At 66.1% G+C, this 18,785-nt stretch carries 13 protein-coding genes; 10 read left to right on the top strand and 3 right to left on the bottom strand.

Annotated elements, in window-relative coordinates; translation table 11 throughout:
- Window positions 1-101 precede the first annotated feature (101 nt).
- A complete protein-coding gene (locus ACLJEU_RS04145; protein ID WP_414660832.1) occupies window positions 102-3,239 on the top strand; it encodes a TonB-dependent receptor plug domain-containing protein in 3,138 nt (1,045 codons plus the stop codon).
- Between the two features lie 23 nt (window positions 3,240-3,262).
- On the opposite strand, the gene ACLJEU_RS04140 is transcribed toward ACLJEU_RS04145, so the two are convergent.
- Window positions 3,263-6,460: a hypothetical protein gene (locus ACLJEU_RS04140; protein WP_414660833.1), complete on the bottom strand. Its 3,198-nt coding sequence runs from the start codon at window positions 6,458-6,460 to the stop codon at window positions 3,263-3,265.
- 221 nt (window positions 6,461-6,681) lie between these two features.
- Here ACLJEU_RS04140 and ACLJEU_RS04135 point away from each other — a divergent pair, with 221 nt between their 5' ends.
- The 9 genes from ACLJEU_RS04135 (at window position 6,682) to ACLJEU_RS04095 (ending at window position 16,789) form a co-directional block, all read left to right on the top strand.
- Window positions 6,682-6,897: a hypothetical protein gene (locus ACLJEU_RS04135; protein WP_414660834.1), complete on the top strand. Its 216-nt coding sequence runs from the start codon at window positions 6,682-6,684 to the stop codon at window positions 6,895-6,897.
- A gap of 107 nt (window positions 6,898-7,004) precedes the next feature.
- On the top strand, window positions 7,005-8,609 hold the full coding sequence (locus ACLJEU_RS04130) for a sulfatase family protein (RefSeq protein ID WP_414660835.1): 1,605 nt from the start codon (window positions 7,005-7,007) through the stop codon (window positions 8,607-8,609).
- 135 nt (window positions 8,610-8,744) lie between these two features.
- Window positions 8,745-9,689 carry an amidohydrolase family protein gene (locus ACLJEU_RS04125; protein ID WP_414660836.1) on the top strand — a complete coding sequence of 315 codons (945 nt, stop codon included), beginning with the start codon at window positions 8,745-8,747 and terminating at the stop codon, window positions 9,687-9,689.
- A 166-nt stretch (window positions 9,690-9,855) separates the two neighbouring features.
- Window positions 9,856-12,453: a TonB-dependent siderophore receptor gene (locus tag ACLJEU_RS04120; RefSeq protein ID WP_414660837.1), complete on the top strand. Its 2,598-nt coding sequence runs from the start codon at window positions 9,856-9,858 to the stop codon at window positions 12,451-12,453.
- Between the two features lie 143 nt (window positions 12,454-12,596).
- A complete protein-coding gene (locus ACLJEU_RS04115) occupies window positions 12,597-12,986 on the top strand; it encodes a VOC family protein (RefSeq protein WP_414660838.1) in 390 nt (129 codons plus the stop codon).
- A gap of 246 nt (window positions 12,987-13,232) precedes the next feature.
- A complete protein-coding gene (locus tag ACLJEU_RS04110) occupies window positions 13,233-13,412 on the top strand; it encodes a hypothetical protein (protein ID WP_414660839.1) in 180 nt (59 codons plus the stop codon).
- A gap of 141 nt (window positions 13,413-13,553) precedes the next feature.
- Entirely contained in the window at window positions 13,554-14,792 is a 1,239-nt protein-coding gene (locus ACLJEU_RS04105; protein WP_414660840.1) for a cache domain-containing protein, read from the top strand.
- A 369-nt stretch (window positions 14,793-15,161) separates the two neighbouring features.
- Window positions 15,162-15,602, top strand: a complete 441-nt coding sequence (locus ACLJEU_RS04100) for a hypothetical protein (protein ID WP_414660841.1) — start codon at window positions 15,162-15,164, stop codon at window positions 15,600-15,602.
- A gap of 110 nt (window positions 15,603-15,712) precedes the next feature.
- Window positions 15,713-16,789, top strand: a complete 1,077-nt coding sequence (locus tag ACLJEU_RS04095; protein WP_414660842.1) for a sugar phosphate isomerase/epimerase family protein — start codon at window positions 15,713-15,715, stop codon at window positions 16,787-16,789.
- Window positions 16,790-16,870: 81 nt separating this feature from the next.
- On the opposite strand, the gene ACLJEU_RS04090 is transcribed toward ACLJEU_RS04095, so the two are convergent.
- Window positions 16,871-17,533, bottom strand: coding sequence for a hypothetical protein (locus ACLJEU_RS04090; RefSeq protein ID WP_414660843.1), 663 nt, complete (start codon window positions 17,531-17,533; stop codon window positions 16,871-16,873).
- Complete coding sequence (locus ACLJEU_RS04085; protein ID WP_414660844.1) at window positions 17,530-18,771, bottom strand: sialidase family protein; 1,242 nt, start codon at window positions 18,769-18,771, stop codon at window positions 17,530-17,532. The genes ACLJEU_RS04090 and ACLJEU_RS04085 overlap by 4 nt, the downstream gene beginning before the upstream one ends.
- Between the last annotated feature and the right edge of the window lie 14 nt (window positions 18,772-18,785).

Genomic DNA, 18,785 nt, shown 5'->3' with positions numbered 1-18,785 from the left:
ATACCGTTTGCCCGCAGCCGGCAAATTCCAAACGTCAGGACGCCGGAGCCCGCCCTACCCTCGGGCCTCTGATCCCCGCCGGCGAAACGTTTCCCTCCGCCATGACCTCCACCCCTACCCGTGTCGTTTCGCGTTCGCTCGTGCGAACCACCGTTCTGGCCGCGCTCCTCGCGCTCCCGACCGTTCATGGTCAGGTCACGACGCCCTCGTCGAAGACCACCACGCCCGCGGCCGACGCCACGATCACCCTCTCGCCGTTTGAAGTCAGCGCCACGCAGGACACCGGCTACGCGGGCCAGGACACGCTTTCGGGTTCGCGGCTGCGCACAAATTTGAAGGACGTCGCCGCCGCGATCAGTCCGATGACCGCGGAGTTTCTGCGTGACATCGCCGCGACGAACATCGAGAGCGCGATCGAATACGGCGTCGGCACGCGCATTGAAACCGACGATGCCCGCGCCGCGGGCCCCGTCGCCGATGGTTACAACGACGGCGTCCGCTCGATTCGCATTCGCGGCCTGCCCGGTGGCGGCCGCAGCATCAACTTCTTCGGTGCGCCGGGCGAGGTCGACCTGTACATGACCGAAAGCCTCGAGGTGTCGCGCGGGCCCAACTCCATTCTCTTTGGCTTCGGCTCGCCCGCCGGGAAAATCAATGTTTCGAGCAAGCAGGCACTGGTGAACAAGAACGCCTACAGCCTGACGAGCCGCACCGATTCGTGGGGCGGGCAGCGCTGGGTCGCGGACGCCAATCTCGCCGCGATCAAGAACGTCCTCGCCGTGCGCGCGGTCGTGCTGCGCGGCCGCGAGTCGTCGTGGCGCGCCGCCGGTCACAACGATCAAGACCGCGTTTTCCTTGCGGCCAAATGGCAGATCGATCGCAGGACGACGGTCCGCGTCGAGTATGAACGCGGCGAGATCAACCGGTTCGTGCCGCGGCCGTTCTTTGCCAACGACCTGAAGTCGACCTGGGACACCAGCGGTCAGCCGATCTTCAACAACTTCGCCGCCACGTACGTCCCCGGCACGCCCGGCACCGGTGCCGCCGGCACGCCGGGCACACCAATCCGCGACACGGGCAACACCAACATCATCGGCGTGCAGGAGCGCTCCGGCGGCGACTGGATCGTCGTGAGCGATCGTTTTCCGTTCGCCCAGAACTACCGTCAGTTCACCTACAGCGAATCGCCCACCGGCGGAAATCTTTCCAACGATTTTGAAATGGGCCGGCGCAATCCCGATGCCGTGCTCGAGGCCAACTGGGTCCGCGGCGCGTCGCGCGTGAACAATGCCTCGGCATTCTTTCAACGCGAGCTGCTGCGGGACCTCAACGTCGAGGTCGCCTTCAACCGCCAGACGAGCCGCAGCGACACGCACAATCTCGCGACGTGGAATCACTATGGCGTCGCCGTCGACACCAACCGCTACCTGCCCACCGGCCAGTTGAAGCCCGCCGATCAGCTGTACTATTTCGACGTCTCGCCCGATCACCGGCCCTCGAGTGCGCAGGTGAACCAGGGGCGGGTGACGCTTTCCTACGAGCGCAGCCTGCGCGAACTCGTGCGGCTCCGCGTCGCCGGCCTCGGCGAGATGTCCGAATCGAAATCCCGCAGCGAGATCCTCCAGCAGTATTTCCTGAAGGGCCCGTCGCTGACCAGTGGGGGCGTCTTCAATCCCACGCCGGAAAACAGCGCCAACCAGGCCATTCAACGCTTCTACATCAGCGATCTCAGCCTGCTCAACGATCCGAACTTTCGCATTCCCGGTCCCCGGGATCTCTCCGGCGCGACGAAATACCAGGATCCGCGCACCGGTGCCGTATCCGACATTTACATGCACGAGTTCAACCGTTCGCAGGGCAATATCGGCTACGCGAATCGTGAGACCGGTGCGTACATGGGCGTCGCGCAGGCGTTCCTCCTCAAGAACCGCGTCGTCGGCACGTTTGGCTACCGCAAGGATCGGCTGAAGAATCGCGTCGGCGTCGCCTTCCGCGATCCCGCCGGCGAGGCCATCGCGCCCAACACCGGCGTGTGGACCCCGGCCGATCCGTCGACCGCCGCGCCAATCATCTTCAGTGGCCAGACGCGCACGCTGGGCGGCGTTGTGCACGTCACGCCGTGGCTGTCGGCATTCTTCAACACCTCGAACAGCATCAGCACGCCGGGGACGAACTACATCACGCCCGCCGATCCGCGGAAGACCACCATCGCCGATCTCGTGCCGTCGCCCTCGGGCAAGACGACCGACTATGGGCTCAAGCTCACGCTGCTGAACAACCGTATCTTCGTCACCGCGACGAAATTCCACACGGTGTCACAGCGCGAGTTCGGCTTCTCCGGTTTCAACAAAGGCAACCCGGTCAATATCTGGAACGCGCTCGCCAATTCCGGCGGGCTCAATGCCGAGGAGACGGCGTTCGCGCGTCGTCAGGCGGAAGTGATGAATCAGGTGCAGGGTTACACGCAGGATTCGGAGAGCCGCGGTCTCGAACTCGAAGTGGTCGGTCGCATTGTCGCCGGCTGGTCCGTGTCGGTGAACTATTCCAAGAACAACACCACCCGCTCGAACATCGCGCCCGAGTACCGCGCCTACATCGATCACCACAAGGCGTACTGGAAGAAATATGGCGACTACTCGATTACGCAGAACGCCAACACGCCGGGCGTGGACTTCGCGCCGAGCGCCGTCAACTGGAACACCGCCGCGGTGATTGCCAGCACCGGTGATTTCACCGCCAACACCGACAGCATCAACGAGGCGATCGCCGACACCGAGCAGCTGTTCTTCGACAACCCGCACGTTTTCGAGGGCAAGCGCTTCGTGGGCGACCCGCTGCACAACATCAATCTCCGCACGCGCTACGATTTCCGCGAGGGCGCGCTCAAGGGCTTCTCCGTCGGCGGCGGGACGCGGCTGCGGCTCGGTCGCGTCGCCGGCGCCCGCACCGACTACACGACCACCGCGGGTTCCGATTTCACGGATACGTGGAACGGCCGCGTGATCGAGAAGGTGTCCACGGTGAACGCCAAGGATCAGAACGTATACGATCTGCAGCTGAGCTACTCGCTCCCGATCCTGCAGCGCCGCGTGCGCTGGAACGTCCAGCTCAACGTCAACAACGTCCTCGATCAGCGCGAACTGATCGTGAACAACACGCACCCGCGCACACTCGCGCCGATCACGTATCGCTACCAGGATCCGCGGCAGTTCATCCTGACGAACACATTCAGTTTCTGAGCGATGGCAGGGAGGCGCCGCGTCTACTTGCCGCCGAAGCCCGCGGCGACCCACATGCCGGAGTAAGTCCGCAGCTCCTCGTCGGTCATCGGCAAGCGTTCGATTTGCAGTATCGCCGTGTACTGCGAGGGATCCTCGTCGGCGGCCTTGTTCAACGTGGGCATCGAGTAGCGCTTCATGGCCAGGGGCGCGGTAACGACCGCGGCGTTCTGCGTGCCGAGGAGGGCCTCGGCGTTGCGAAGGGTGAGCACGATCCCTTGGGGAATGCAGTCCCAGGCGTCGGGTCCGGCGCGCACGCCACCCAGCGGACGCGTGCCACCCTTGGTGGTACTCGCACCGTAGAAGAGACGCACGTCTGGGAGTGAAAGCGGCTGGTAGCGGATGATGTCCGGGGCGTGGCGCGCCTGCTCACGGGCGATCTCGGCCATCTGATCCTGGGCGACGACCTGGTTGCACCGATCGGCCCAGGCGTTGGGCGGAATCGCGGGAGCGGTATCCCACTCCCAGCCGTTGAGCACGATGACAGCGGCTTCCTCGCCGCGGGGAAGCCGACCTTCCCAAAGCAGAAGGGGCAGACGGTTGGCCGAAACAGCCAGCCCCGGTTGCGCCGCCAGCGCGGCCTCGGACGGCACTGCATCACCCGAGCGAATCCCGCCGGTGGGCCCGGCGTTGCCCAGCCGCTGGCGATCCGCGAAGCCGTTGGTGTCGCCCATGACGACCGATTGCACGATCCCAAGCGGCCTGGCCGGGCTGACCGCCTCGCCCGGGCGCAGGGAAACCAGGGCGCGAAACGCGGTGAAGAACACTTCGTCGCCACGACCGTCGCCATCGAAGATGTCGTCGTCGGTGGTCTTCCGCTCCACGCGGAAACCGAGCAGCGTGACCCGAAGGCGATCGCTGATCGGACGGACGTCGAATGTGACGCGGGCGGCACCGGGCAGGGGCTTGCCCCACACCTCCTGCATCCCGCTGGTGACAAAGTGGCTTCCCTCCCGGACATTGTCGAAATCCACCCATTGCTCCTTCGCGCCGCGGGGAGCGGTGCAGTCCAAAAAATTCAACCCGGACCCGGTGATCCGGATCGCCGAGTTGGCGGTTCCGGTGGACGCCGACCGCCGGGTCCAACTGACGCGTACGCGGCGATGCCCGGTCTGCACCGCCTGAAGGTTCAGCACGTGTGGCGTCGGCGGCAGCGGCGGATTGGTATAGGTCAGCTCCGTCTCCGCGCGCCGGCCGTCCTGGTAGCGCACCTCCAGCCGGAACACCGTGCCCGGATAGATCCACGGTTCATCGGTCCAGACCGAGTCGGAGAACGGTCCGGCCGGATTCGCGACCGGCGTGGTGTCGGTCTTGTGTCCGGCCACGAAAATCACCTTGTCTCCGTCAATCCGATACAGCGTGCGGAACTGCGGATCGCCGACATTCGTCCACGAAAAGGTATAACCGCCGCCGCCCGCGGGATTGATCGGCGTCACCTTGAAGAGCTGCGGCACTGGCCCCGGCGGGGCGACCTTCAAGGTCTGGATCGCACCCGTTCCGGGAGCCGGCAGCTGAGTCGCCGTCGGCGCGGGCACAGGCGTGACCGGCGGGCGAGCGGTGACGGCCGGCGTGACGGACAACGTCTGGGTCGTTGCGGCCACGGGCCCGCTCCACCGGAGCACCTCGACGGTGAGAATGGCCGGATTGGGGGAGAGCAGGCGCACGGTGCCGACCCCGTAATCGGGCGTGACGCGGATCTGGTGTTTACCGAGCGGGACGTTTTTCAGCACGACCGAGCGGTGGTTCGAACCGGCGGCGATCACGCGCACGAAGTTGTTATCCCGGTCCTTCACGAACTCGTAGACCGCGGCGGTGTCGACCCACTGGCCCGCCGCGGGCAGACCGGGGCCCTGCACGAGATAACGGAGACTCAACCAGTCGGATCCGGGCCCGGGGACATACCCGGCCCCCCACGCGACGGTCACTTCGTTGGGTCCCGACTGCATCACGTTGATCACCGGCGCCGGATCGGGCTGGATGGAAAACGAATCCGCCGACGCCTCGGCCCGACGACCGTCCTTGGTGACCACGGCCACACGATACGCGGTGTCCGTCGCGCAGAAGGATCGGTCTTCATACACATAGCTGCCGGTCGCGTTGCCGGCCGTGAAGCCCTGGGCGAGCACGCGCCACTGGCCGTTTTCGCGGCGGATGACATCGAAGTGATCGATGCCGTCACGAGGCGCCGGATACGTCCAACGCACGGAGCGCCAGCCCGCGTGATAGCTCATCACTTCAGTGATGACCGGCGGTGGCACGGACGCGACCGGTGCGAGATCGAGCGGTCGGCCGGTTGCAGCTGACAGCAACACGCCGAAGGCCCGCGCGCGCTCTTTGTCCGGAACATTCTCGACGGTGAAGCCCGCGTAGACGATCCGGCCTCGGCCGTGGGCGTTGGCCACGGCGACGGGGCGGGCATCTTCCGTCGTCGTGGTGCGGGAACGCGTGCCGTGCGTGAACACCAGCGCGGCACCGTTGGAGTGCACGAAACTGAAGAGCGTCGGCGCGGCCCCCGGGTGCGCGACAGTGTAGGTCGAGCCGTCGTGAGCGGTCACCGTTCCCGCCACGCCGCGCTCGGCGAGGCCGAGGCAGCCGTTCACCGCCAGGACTTCCTTGAGGAACGGATGGTCGGCGGCGTCCCAGGATTGTCCATACACCAGGTTGTTCACGTAGCCCGGCGAGATGATCACGACCGCGCCGCCGACTTCCTCGAGGTAACGGCGCAGGGCCGCCTCGTCATCACGACCGAGGGTGTCGTAGTTGCCGCCATAGGCTCCGCCCGTGTACCAGACGATGAGATTGAAGGCGCGCAGCCGCTCGAAAGCGGGGCCGGGCTGCCGGGCCTTGACCACCTCGACGGACCAGGCGTTGGCGACGCCGCCGACCGCGGCGGAGATGAGTTCGCGGTAGATCTCATCCGACTTCAGCGTCATGCCGGGATCGCCGCCGAGATTGTTTTCCGAGGCGTCATCGTCGACGAGCAGCACCTTCAACGCACCGCCGGTCTGGGGCGTGGGCAGGCTGGCCAGGCTGACCGGCGGCTTGCGCGTGGTGACGGAACTGTTGGGCAATGTCGTGATGACAGTCCCCGCCGCGCGGACGACGGGACTGAGGACGTTGGCCAGCATGACACCGGCGATCAGGACAAAGCGGACGCGATGGTCCGGAGATACGGAAGCCATGGAAGAAAACGGAAGTGAAAGACGCAGCTCGAACCGGACCGTGGCGGGGAGACCACGAACGCCAAAAAACGAAGGTGCCCCGGGGAGTCAACGCGTGACTGGCCGGTGGGAATCGGGGTTGCCCGAATGATAAAGGCGGCCGCACTTTGGGTATCCGCCGCGCAGGTTTCGTGACGAAGTCCGTTTGATTATTTTCCCGCTTCGCCCACACTCTCCCCGTCATGACGCTCGACCAGATCCGCACGATTCTTCACGGCACCGATCCCTTCGTCATCCGGATGGTGAGTGGACGCGAGTATCACGTGGAGCACCCCGATTTCGCCGCACTGGGTCGCGATTTGGCGACGTTGGTTTTCACCGACCAAACTGGCCGGGTGGAACTGATCCGACTCAGCCAGCTCGAAAGCATCAACGTGCTCAAGGAGCCGGCCGCGTAACGTCGCGGCGCGCGGTAGTCGAAAATCGGGAGCGCGATTCCCTCGCGCCAGCGTTCACGTGGAGCTTTACGCGGAGGCGCGCGGGCAATAGACCCACGGCCCACCCCATGAAATTCCCCGCGTTTCCCCTCGCGCTCATTCTGACACTGGTGGCTGGCGGTGCGTTCGCCGCGAGCGCCCCATCCGCGGCCAACCCGACCCGGCCGAACATCGTTCTCATTCTCTGCGACGATCTCGGCTACGGCGACGTGAAGGCCAACAATCCCGCGAGCAAGATCGCCACGCCGCACATGGATCGCATTGCACGCGAGGGCGTGCGTTTCAGCGACGCCCACACGCCGTCGTCCGTGTGTTCGCCGACCCGCTACGGTCTGCTGACCGGCCGCTACAACTGGCGCACCAAGCTGCAATCCGGCGTGCTCGGCGGACTCTCGCCGCGGTTGATCGAACCGGGACGCGCGACGATGGCGTCGATGTTGAAAGCCCAGGGCTATCACACCACCGCCGTGGGCAAATGGCATCTCGGCATGGACTGGGTGAAGCTGCCCGGCAAAACCGTCGCCGAACTCTCCGTCGAGACCGCCGAACAGGTGCGCAACGTCGACTACACGAAACCGATCGCCAACGGCCCCACCAGCGTCGGCTTCGATCGCTATTTCGGCATCAGCGCCTCGCTCGACATGGTGCCATATACGTTCATCGAGAACGATCGCGTCACGGTGCAACCGACGCTCGACCGGACCTGGCCGCTGCATCCCGGCTATCCCGCCGATTGCCGCGTCGGTCCGGCCGCTCCCGGCTTCGAAGTCGAACACGTTCTCCCCGAATTCACCCGGCAGGCGGTCAACACGATCACCGAGCGCGCCCGCACCGGCCAGCCGTTCTTCCTCTACCTGCCCCTGGCTTCACCGCACACGCCCATCGCCCCGAACCAGGCGTGGATCGGCAAGAGCGGATTGAACCTCTACGCCGACTTCGTGATGGAGACCGACGCGGCCGTCGGCGAGGTGCTCGCCGCCCTCGACCGGGCCGGTGTCGCCGACAACACCCTCGTGATTTTCACCAGCGACAACGGTTGCTCGCCTTCGGCAAAAATCGAAGTCCTGCAGGAAAAAGGCCACGCCGTGAGCGGCCCGCTCCGCGGCCACAAGGCCGATGCGTTCGACGGCGGCCACCGCGTGCCGTTCTTCGTGCGCTGGCCCGCACGCGTGAAGCCCGCCGTTTCCGATCAACTCGTGTGTCTCACCGACGTCTTCGCCACGTGCGCGGAGATTGTCGGTGCCCGCCTGCCCGCCAACGCCGCCGAGGACAGTTTCAGTTTCCTCGCGAATCTCACGGGCACGGGCACCTCCGCCCGCGAATCCGTCGTGCATCACACCATCACTGGCGCCTTCGCGATCCGCCAGGGTCCGTGGAAACTCGCGCTCTGCCCGGGCAGCGGCGGCTGGTCCGCTCCGCGCGATCCCGAGGCGAGAAAGCAGGGCCTGCCTGAAACCCAGCTCTACCGCATCGCCGACGGCGATCTCGCGGAGGAGAAAAACGTCTATGCGCAGCATCCCGAGATCGTCGCCCGCCTGACGAAGCTCCTCGAGCAACAGGTCGCCGCCGGTCGCACCACCCCCGGTGCGCCGCAGCCAAACGCCGTGCCGGTCTTAGTGCGCAAACCCCAAGTCGCCGCCGCCACGAAAGCGGCCAAGAAGAAAGCCGACTAGCTTCACGCGACGAAATCGCTGCTACGCGGTCGACCCACCGCAAGCGCGGCTGTTCCTCGTGGATCCCGTCAGCCCGGACCGCGTCGATCGTCGCCGTGACCAACGGCGCTTCAGAAACAAATCCTGCTCGTCTCCATGACTCGCCGAGACTTCATCCGGACTTCGACGATCGCTTCCACCGCGTTGATCGGAACGTCGACCGTCGTGGCCGCCGAGCAGGCCGTGCCCGCGATCGACACGCACATTCATCTCTACGATCCGTCGCGCCCCGCCGGGGTGCCCTGGCCGCCGAAGACGGAACCCATCCTCTACAAGCCGCACCTGCCGGACGATTTTCGTCCGCTCGCGGCCGCGGCGCACGTCGTCGGCGCGGTCGTGGTCGAGGCCAGTGAATGGGTCGAGGACAACGCGTGGTTGCTCGACCTCGCCCGCAACGAAACCGCCATCGTGGGCGTCGTCGGCCAGCTCCGGCCCGGCCGCCCCGCGTTTGCGGCGGACCTGCGGCGATTCACGGCCAATTCCCTGTTCCGCGGGCTCCGCCTCCGCACGTCCGACGTGAACGGTTTCAGCCAACCGGCGACAGCCGCCGACCTCAGGCGCGTGGCCGACGCCGGGCTGGCGATCGACGTCCTGGGTGGCGCGGCCGTCCTCGCGCCCGCCGTCGCGCTGGCGCAGGCATTTCCCAGCCTGCCGGTGGTGATCGATCATCTGCCGTTCAAGGACTGGGACGGCAACGTCGGCGCGCTGCACACCGCCGTCGCAGCCTGCGCGGCGCAGCGGAATGTCGTCATCAAGATCTCCGAGGTCGCGCGCCTTCGCGGCGGCGAGCTCGTGACCGATCCGGCGTTCTATCAGCCCGCGCTCGACGCCCTGCTGGAGCGTTTCGGGCCGGAGCGCGTGATGTTCGGCAGCAACTGGCCGGTCAGCAACCGGATCGCACCCTATGCGAGCATTCATGGCATCGTGGCCCGTTACTTTGCCGCGCAACCCCGGGCGGTGGCCGAGTCATACTTCTGGCGAACGTCTCTGGCGACCTACCGCTGGCAGAAACGCGGCACCGCGGCCGCCCTGGGCACGTGACCAGCGCGGCTGCGGCCAGCCTTTGGTTGACGTAAACTAAAACAGCGGTTGCCGGAGCCCGGGGATTGGCGAGAATTCGCGCCGGTTGGCCCCGGCAGACCCGCCGCCGACCGGCTTTGCGCCCGATCCCCTGTCCGCCTGTTTCTGTTAGCATCACCCTGGCCTCATGAAACCCTCCCTGCTCCTGCTCACCCTCGCGTCGCTGACCACGGCGCCGTTCACCCGCGCGCAACTGGCCCCGACGCCACCGCGCGCCGCTGTCGCCACCGACAAGGACGTCGTCACGCTCAGCGTGTTCCAAGTCACCGCGCAGAACGATGACGAGTACCGCGCGGCCAACACGACCACCGGCACGCGCTACAACACGCCGATCAAGGATCTGCCGATGAACATCGAGGTGCTCACCCCGGCGTTCATGCGCGACATCGGCGCGCTCGATCTCCGCGACGCCCTCGAGTACGTCAGCGGCATCCAGCTCGACACCACCGCGGGCGGCACCGGCGGCACCAAGGACAATCCCGAGAACAACACGCTGCTCATCCGCGGCATTGCCGCCGCCACGAACAAGGACGGCTTTCGCCGTTTCGTGCCGATCGATCCGATCACGATCAGCCGCGCCGACATCATCAAGGGCCCGGGCGGCGCGCTCTACGGCCAGGGCGGCACGGGCGGCGTGGTCAACGTCAGCAGCGTGCTCGCCGGGAACCGTCCCGTCGCCCGTCTCGGCACGAGCTTCGGTTCCTTCAATTTCCGCCGCGCCGAGCTGCTCTGGTCCGGCCCGGTCGACAAAGGCGGGCGCATCGGCTTCGCACTGCCGCTCTCGTATCAATCGGGTGAAAGCAATGCGATGTATTACAAGACGGATACGTTCGTCCTGAACCCCGCGCTCACGCTCAAGCTCGGCCCGAAGACCTCGCTGCTGGCGTCGTGGGAGGCCCGTTACAACACCCGCGACAACATCCGGAATTTCTTTCTGACCGACAACACGCGCGCGCCCGACGGCAGCTTCTACGGCTCGCTCATCGCGGACCGGCCCGGCACGAATCGGGTGCTGACGACCCCGAACCAGCGCGACTTTCGTTTCGAGGGACCGGACACGTTCCGCAAGGAGCGCACCTACGTCCGCACGTACCGGCTCGATCATCGCTTCTCCGACAACATCCAATGGTGGGGCGGCTACAGTGCCGAGGACATCAACGTCCGCGACCGCAGCTTCAACATCGCGCTGCGCAACGCCAACGACGCGTCGATCCCGCTGCGCATTCGCGACGACCCGCGTTTTCTCGCGCTGCTGCGTCCGACACAGGGCACCGGTCAGCCGCAGATCCTCGACATCCGGCCCAACAACATCACGAACTCGTCGCGCACGGTCCGACCGACGTGGAAATCGGAACTGTACTTCGCCTTCGACACCGGTCCGGTGAAACACCGGATGATCACCGGCATCAGCTACGGCCCGCTCACGTCGGGCAACAACGCGGCGAATCAGAATTTCTATTACGGCAACACCGGGGCGCCGAACGATCCCGCCACCCAACGCTGGGAGGCGCTGTCGAATGACGTCATCCTGACTCGCTTCCGCGACCCGCGCGACTTCAAGACCGTGCAGCGCTGGAACCACGCGGCGATTAACCAATACCCGCAGGGCCCGGAGACCGCGATCGGCACGCGCTCATCGTATCTCACGTCGTATTTCTGGGACCGGAATCTGTACGCGAATCTCCAGAGCAGCTTTTTCCGTGATCGCCTTCAGACGATCATCGGTCTCTTCGACACCCGCAATGACCGCGGCGGCATCGTTTACGATGCCAGCGGCAACTACCTCTGGAACGGTCCGGCGCCCGCCGGCAGCGGTTCAACGCTCAACGGCGTGCGCCGCCCCGAACCCGTGCGCAACACCGCGCCGAGTTTCACCGTCATCTGGCTCCCGATCGACTGGGTGCGTCTTTACGCCAACTCGATGAGTTCGATCGACGTCGGCCCCGCCTACTCGGCCTACGATGGCAACGGCAACGCGCTCGCGGGCGCCACGGTCTACAATGCGGAGGCCGGCATTCGACTCGATCTCTTCAAGAACAAGCTACTCGTGAACCTCGCGGGCTTCACCATGACCGATGCCGACCGGCCGGTGAATTTTGGCGCCGCGATCCAGAACCTGCTCGTCTCGCCCACCGGCAGCCTCAACGGCTCGGGCTTCAGCGCCTTCGTCAAGACGTCGACGGACTCGAAGGGCTTCGACCTCAAGGTCGATTACATCCCACTGCGGAATCTGCGTTTCAACGCGGGCGTCTCGATGAACGACGTGCAGATCAAGGAAATCGAGCCGTTCGCCACGCCGGCCAATCCCGACCCGATCCGCCTCGCCGCCCAGCAGCGGTTCGTCGCGGCCGGCGGCAGCTCCAGTCGCTACCTCGGCAAGCCGTCCACCGACATCTCGAAGTTCACCGGCTCCAGCTTCGTACGCTATGAAATCCAGCAGGGACCCTTGAAAAACACGTGGGCGATGGTGGCGGCGAAATACCTCGGCAATCGCGAAGCGGAATTGATCAGCGTCAGCACCGCCACGGGCGACATCACGGTCGACCGTCGCATCGTGCCCAGCCACTTCCTCTACGATCTCAACCTCGGCTACCGCCGAAAGATCGGCCGCTACAATGGCAACGTGCAGCTCAACGTCGCCAATCTCGCGGACGACGACGCCTTCTACGGCGCGGTGTGGCAGACGGGGCGCACCTACCGGATCTCGGCGGGCGTGACGTTCTGAGTTCACGCGTGCGCGCGCGGCGTCGGTGCGTTCGCTCGCGCGCGCAGCGACGGGCCCGGGCGAGGGCGGATCGACACGTCGGGGCGATTCCGCGTCTTGCGCTTTCACCGCTGCATTCGAAGCTGAACGCCCCTCGATCCCGCATGAAATTCGAACACTTCGCCCTCAACGTCCCCGATGCCCGCGCCCACGCCCGCTGGTATGTGCAGCATCTTGGGTTGACGATCGCCCGCTCGCGGCCCGACGCGCCGTTCATGCACTTCCTCGCGGACGACACCGGTCGGATCATCGTCGAGCTGTATTCAAATCCGAAGGCGGCCTACCCGGACTTCGCCGCGACGCATCCGCTGTGTTTTCACGTTGCCGTGGTCGCAGTCGACGCCCGGGCCGAGCGCGCGCGGCTCGAGCAGGCCGGCGCCACGCTCTTCCTCGAGGATCCGCAGCCGGATGGATCCCTGCTCATCATGATGCGCGATCCGTGGGGCGTACCGCTGCAGCTGTGCCAGCGCACGACGCCGTTCCCGATGCCCTGAGTCGGAACGACGATGAAGACCGCCCGCGAATCACGCGAATGGCCGCGAATTCCGGCGGCGAATCCGATTGTTTGTGTCCGATCATAATCGCGTCCATTCGCGTGATTTGCGGGCGGCGATCTTTTCCGGCTGGCCGTGCCGTGCACGCGTTGCGTAGCAGGGCCGCGTGTAAGTACTGACGGCGCGAACCTCGACCGGTTGGTCACCACGGGACAGTGTACGGTCCGTAGTGATTTAATCCTTACGATGACCGACACTGACTACCGCGACGCGCTCCGCCTTCTGGACTCCGCCCTTCAGGCCGTCGGGCAGCAGGACTCGGCTCGCACCATGCGGCTGCGCCGCCGGATTCGCGCCCTCTCCTTGCAAGTGGATCTGCTGCGCGCCCGTCTGCTGCAGCCGTCGGCGCGCTTGCAGCGAAACTGACCGGCTGACTCCGGAAGCGCAGGCGTCCCGCCTGCAGTTCTCCGACCGAAACCCTGCGGGCCGGAAGCCTGCGCCCCTGACGTCCCGTTGCACGCGTGCATTGCCTGTCACGTGTTCATCGGCCACACGTCCTGCACGACGATGGAACCACGCCCGACCAGCTCCCCGATTTCAGCGCGTCAGGATTGGTGGTGGATCTTTGATCCCCGCTGCAGCCTGCGCGCGCGCGCGGCCCTGCTGGTCGGCGGTGCCACGGTGGTGGCGACGTTGTTTCTGAGCAACGTCACCGGCAAACTGTACCGGCGTTCGCTCGAGGCCGCGGCGGGATCACATTTCGAAACGCTCGCGGTGCAGATGAGCGACAAGATCGACCGCACGCTTTATGAGCGCTACCGAACCCTGACCCTCGCCGCGGATCTCGCGCCCGTGCGCGGCGAAGGCATCGCGGTCGCGGATCGCCGCCGGCTGCTGGAGTCGGTTCAGGTCGCCACGCCGGACTTCGCGTGGATCGGGCTCACGGATGTGAGCGGACGCGTCGTTGCCGCCACGAACCGTCTTTTCGAGGGAACGGAGGCCGGGACGCGGCCGTGGTTTCGCGGGGCACGCGAGTACCCGCACATCGGCGCGCTGCATGAGTTTTCTGATCTCACGCGCGCGCTTCCGCCGGCGGATGACGGATCGCCCCAGACGCGTTTTCTCGATCTGGCCGTGCCCGTCACAGGTCCGGATGGGCAGTTTGCCGGCGTATTGGCGGCACACGTACGCTGGAACTGGACGCACGCCGTGCAGCTTTCGGTCGTGAGCGAAACGTCGGCGCGGGAGCGAATCGGCCTGACGGTCTACGGCGCCACCGGCGACGTGCTGCTGGATTCGGGCGTGTCGGGGTGGACGCAGCCGCCGGAGCCGCCGGCGATGGGCGAAGGCCGGCGTCATCGCGGCTACCTGATTGAAAACGCCGCCGGCGGCTCGACCTATCTCACGGGCTTCGTGCGCAGCCGCGGGTTCCGCGACTATCGCGGCCTGAGCTGGCTGACGGTGGTCCGGCAGCCCGCAGAACGTGTATTCGCTGCGGTGACACAGCTCGAGCGGGCGATTGCGATCTGGGGCTTCACGCTGGCGATTGTCGCCACCTGCGCCAGCTGGATGATCGCGGGCCGGCACGCCCGGCGGTTGCGATCCGTGGCACTCGCCGCGGATCGGATTCGCGCGGGAGACATCCTGGCCGTGCTGCCGCGGCCCAAGGGCGAGGGCGAGACCGCCGTCATGTGCGGTGCGTTGAGCGATCTGGTCGAGGATCTTCGCGCCCAGCGGGAAACGCTCACAACAGAGAACGACCGGCTCGCGGCCGAGGCCCGCGACGCGGCGGCCGCGAAACGTTAGCGTCACGCGTGGGCCAACGGCGCACAATCACACGGGCTCGTTTGCCATCGCGGCCAAAGAAGATTCCGTTTGCCTACGCCGCCTCACCTTCAGCAGCTTTGCGGAAGCCAGTCCGGTCAGTGTTCAGATGCACGGTGGATATCGTGATTTGAGTCCGACAGTGAGACAGCCGATAGGAAGTGTCAGCGACGTGTCCGTGTCAGCGCGACAGTGACAGAGCGTTAGCCGACAGTGCCAGCAAGCCAGGGTCCAGTCGATCCCACGGGCGCAGCTGCGTCCGCGGAATCGACGCCCGCCGTTCATTTCAGCCGTCAGCGCAGTGGAGTTGTTCAACCCATCCCGAAACGTGCAACCGCACCCAGGATTCCCATGAAGAAACTCACCACGCTTCTTACGCAACGCCAGGCTTTCCTCCAACAAGCCCGCCTCGCGAACCTCGCGTTCGCCTACGCCACGCTGGGCAAATTCGGCCGCCGCATCGCGCGCGCCCGACTCACCGGGAGCGTCACGCTCACCTCGCCCGATCCCGAGGCCGAGCACTACTGGGCCGCGCTCACCGCCCTCGATGGCCGGCAGTCGGTGATCGAGGAGCACTTCGCCGATGAGGACCTGATGGATCTCGCCGATGTGCTCGAGTTCGTCACCGGCCAGCAACCCCTCGAGCTCACCTTCCGACTCGACGAATTCGCCGAGGCGTTTCTCGCGCCGGTGCGCGACGAGCTGGAACGGGCGGGCGTCGAGATGGAAGCGGCCGAAGCGCCGCACGACGCCGTGCCGCAGGACGACCACGGGACCGGACCGGGCTATTGAGAGGGCGGTCCGCGGACCGCACGGAGCCGGGCGATGAAGGCCCGGCTCCGCGCGTGCAACTCGGCATCGACACCACGCGCCGGCTTGGTTTCGCTCCCCGCTCCCGCCCCATGAAACGCCGCTCCTTTCTTTCCAGTCTCGCCACCGCCTCCGCCCTCGTGGCCGCGCGCCCGCTGGTCGCCGCCACGCCCTCGCCGGCCTCGAAAATCAAGCTCGGCCTCGACAACTTCGCCGTCCGCGCGATGGGCTGGAAGGCGCCGGAGCTGATCACCTACGCCGCGTCGCTCAAGTGCGACGCACTGCTCATTTCCGATCTCGACGCCTTCGAAAGCCTCGAGGACGCGAAACTGCGCGAGGTGAAACGCCAGGCTGACGACGCCGGTGTGGCGCTCTATCTTGGCAGCTGGAGCATCTGTCCCACCTCGAAATCATTCCGCCCGAATCGTGGCACGGCCGAGGAGCATCTTCGGCTCGGCATCCGCGCCGCCAAGGCGCTCGGGTCGCCGGTGTTTCGCGTCGTCCTCGGCAACATGGAGGATCGCAAGACCGAGGGCGGCATCCAGGCGCGGATCGCCGACATGGTGACGGTGATCAAGTCGTGCCGGCGCGATGCGATGGACGCGGGCGTCAAGGTGGCCGTCGAGAACCACGCCGGCGACATGCATTCGTGGGAGCTGCGGCAGTTGATTGAAGCCGCCGGCAAGGATTTCGTCGGCGCCAACATCGACTCCGGCAACGCCGCCTGGACGCTCGAGGATCCGCAGGACGTGCTCGAGACGCTGGGACCGGTGACGATCTGCTCGAGCCTGCGGGACGACATGATTTGGGAAACGCCCGAGGGCGCGGCGGTGCAGTGGACCGCGGCGGGCGACGGCCTGATCGACTGGAAGAAATATTCCGCGCGCTGGCGCGAACTCTGCCCCGGCGTGCCGATCATCATCGAAACGATTTCCGGATCACAGCGGGCGTTTCCGTACAAGCAGCCGGAGTTCTGGAAATTCTACGACAAGCGGCCCGACAAGCTCGCGAAGTTCGAGGCGCTCGCCAAGCGCGGCCGCCCGCTCACGCCGTTCAAGGCGCCCGCCGGGCCCGAAGGCAAGAAAGCCACGCAGGATTTCCAGAAAGCCGAAATCGAGAAATCGATCGCTTACCTGCGACGGGATATCGGCCTCGGCGTGCGGAGCTGAGTAACTTTGTTGCGAGGACGGGGACCGGACGTCCTGGGATCAGACGTACTGGGACCGCGACCGCCCCCGGTCGCTTCCCAACTAGAGCGACCGGGGGCGGTCGCGGTCCCACTCGATCCCATTCAAACTTTCGCGCCGCTCCCGCCGGGCGAGCCAGCGATGGAGGCGTTGCGTCGCGAGGACGACGACGCTGAGCAGCCAGTAGAACGGATCGATCACGTGATCCCACGCGTTGCGCGACTCGATGACTTCACATTCGTACGCGATCAAAGCCGCCAGGAAAAACACACCGGCGCGATTGCCACCGGCCAGCGGCACGACGGCCAGGATCGCCAGGCTCCACACGGCGACCTCGTGGTGCCAGCCCCAGTAGTACAAATCGACCGAACGGAAAACGAGCGGATGCAGGTAGAGCACGCTCCCACCGATCGCGCCAAACCGCCACAGCGCGCGCCAGTCCGCCGCTTTTAGAATTGCCCGACCGCCGAGCTGCCGCCCGATCGCGGCACACACGATGCCGAGCAACGGGAGACTGGGGTTGGAGCAGAAACTGTACGCCCAGTTCCACACATACATTTCGTAAATGGGGATAAACAGGAACAGCAGCGTGGCCGATGCGCACACGCAGGTCAGTCCGAGGCCGCGCCGGAGGATGGGGAATCGCGCGCCAGTCCAGAGGAGCGCGAGCCACACGACCGCGCCGCAGGCCAGACCGTAAAAAAGGGGGACGACTCCATCGTTCATTGGGCAATCCCCTCCCGCGTGCCGCCGTCCTGGTTGAGCCACGCCACGTTGAACTCCACGTGCTTGATCCGCGTCCGTTCCCACGTGTAGGTCAGATGGATCAGGCCGTCCGCGCCCTCGATCAGGAACGGATACGAGTATTCCTTCCCCTGCCCCGACTCGATCACCGGACCCGGCCGCCACGACCGGCCGGCGTCGGCCGAGACCGCGAGCCGGAGATTTTCCCGGCCGCTCGAAGCGTCGTTGTAGGCGAGCAGAATTCTCCCGTCACGCAACCGCACCGCGTCCACCGCCGCGTCCGGATTCGGCAGGCTGCTGATGCCGGCATCGGACCACGTCCACCCGTTGTCCTCCGAATATGCCGTGCGCATCCGCCGTTGATCGCTCCGGTCCCGCAGCATCATCAGGACGCGATCGTTGTCGAGCGGCACCAAGGTCGGCTGAATCAGTCCCGCCTGATGGGTGAGGTTGCGTATTCGGTATTCGGCGACGGTGCCGTCCGGGCCGGGCGTCAGCCACAGCATCTGCGGAAACTTCAGCGCGAATTCGTGATACACCGGCAGCCCGATCCGGCCGTCGGTCGCGAGGATCGGCTTGTTGCGCACGAGCGAGGCGACGTTGAGAAAGGGATTGAGCGTCAGGCGGCGGCTCTCACTCCACGTGCGGCCCTCGTCGCGCGAGGTCTTCACATTGAGCGCACTGCCGGACCAGCCGCCGACCGTCACGCTGACATAGACCAGCCAGACGATGCCGCTGCGATCGGCGAAGACCACGGCGTTGCCGAGTTTCTTGACCGAGCGCTCGAGCTCCGACTCCGCCAGCGCACGATCGACGACTTTGACGGGCGCGTTCCAGCCGCGCCCACCCGCCGGCCGCCGCGCGGTGTACAACGCCACGTCCGTCGCCCCCTCCCGCGAACCGCCGTACCAGACGGCAAACAAATCCCCGCCGGGCAGCGTGCACGTCGCGGCGCTGTGCGCGACCGGCGTATGACTGCGGGGCGTGACCCAGCGGGAGCGAAACACCGGCGCGGTCGCAGTCTTGGCGCCGTCCTCGGCGATGCTGCGAGCGGAAGCCAGCCGGGTCGGCGCCACGATCCCACCGACGGTGGCGTCACGCGTGGCAATCAGCGCCGCCACCAACGTCAGGGCCACGAGAAGACCGCGCTGCAGCGGCACGATCCCACCGCAAGCGGCGGCCGCGGGCTTTGGGAAGTCGGGGGTGACGGGGGAACTCACGGGGCGGGGTGACT

Origin of the sequence: Terrisphaera buseokensis, from assembly GCF_047521145.2 — a bacterium.
In the GTDB taxonomy this organism is placed as follows: Bacteria; Verrucomicrobiota; Verrucomicrobiia; order Opitutales; family Opitutaceae; genus ER46.
The sequence above is the reverse complement of the archived record's forward strand: the minus strand, read 5'-3'. Positions and strand labels throughout refer to the sequence as shown.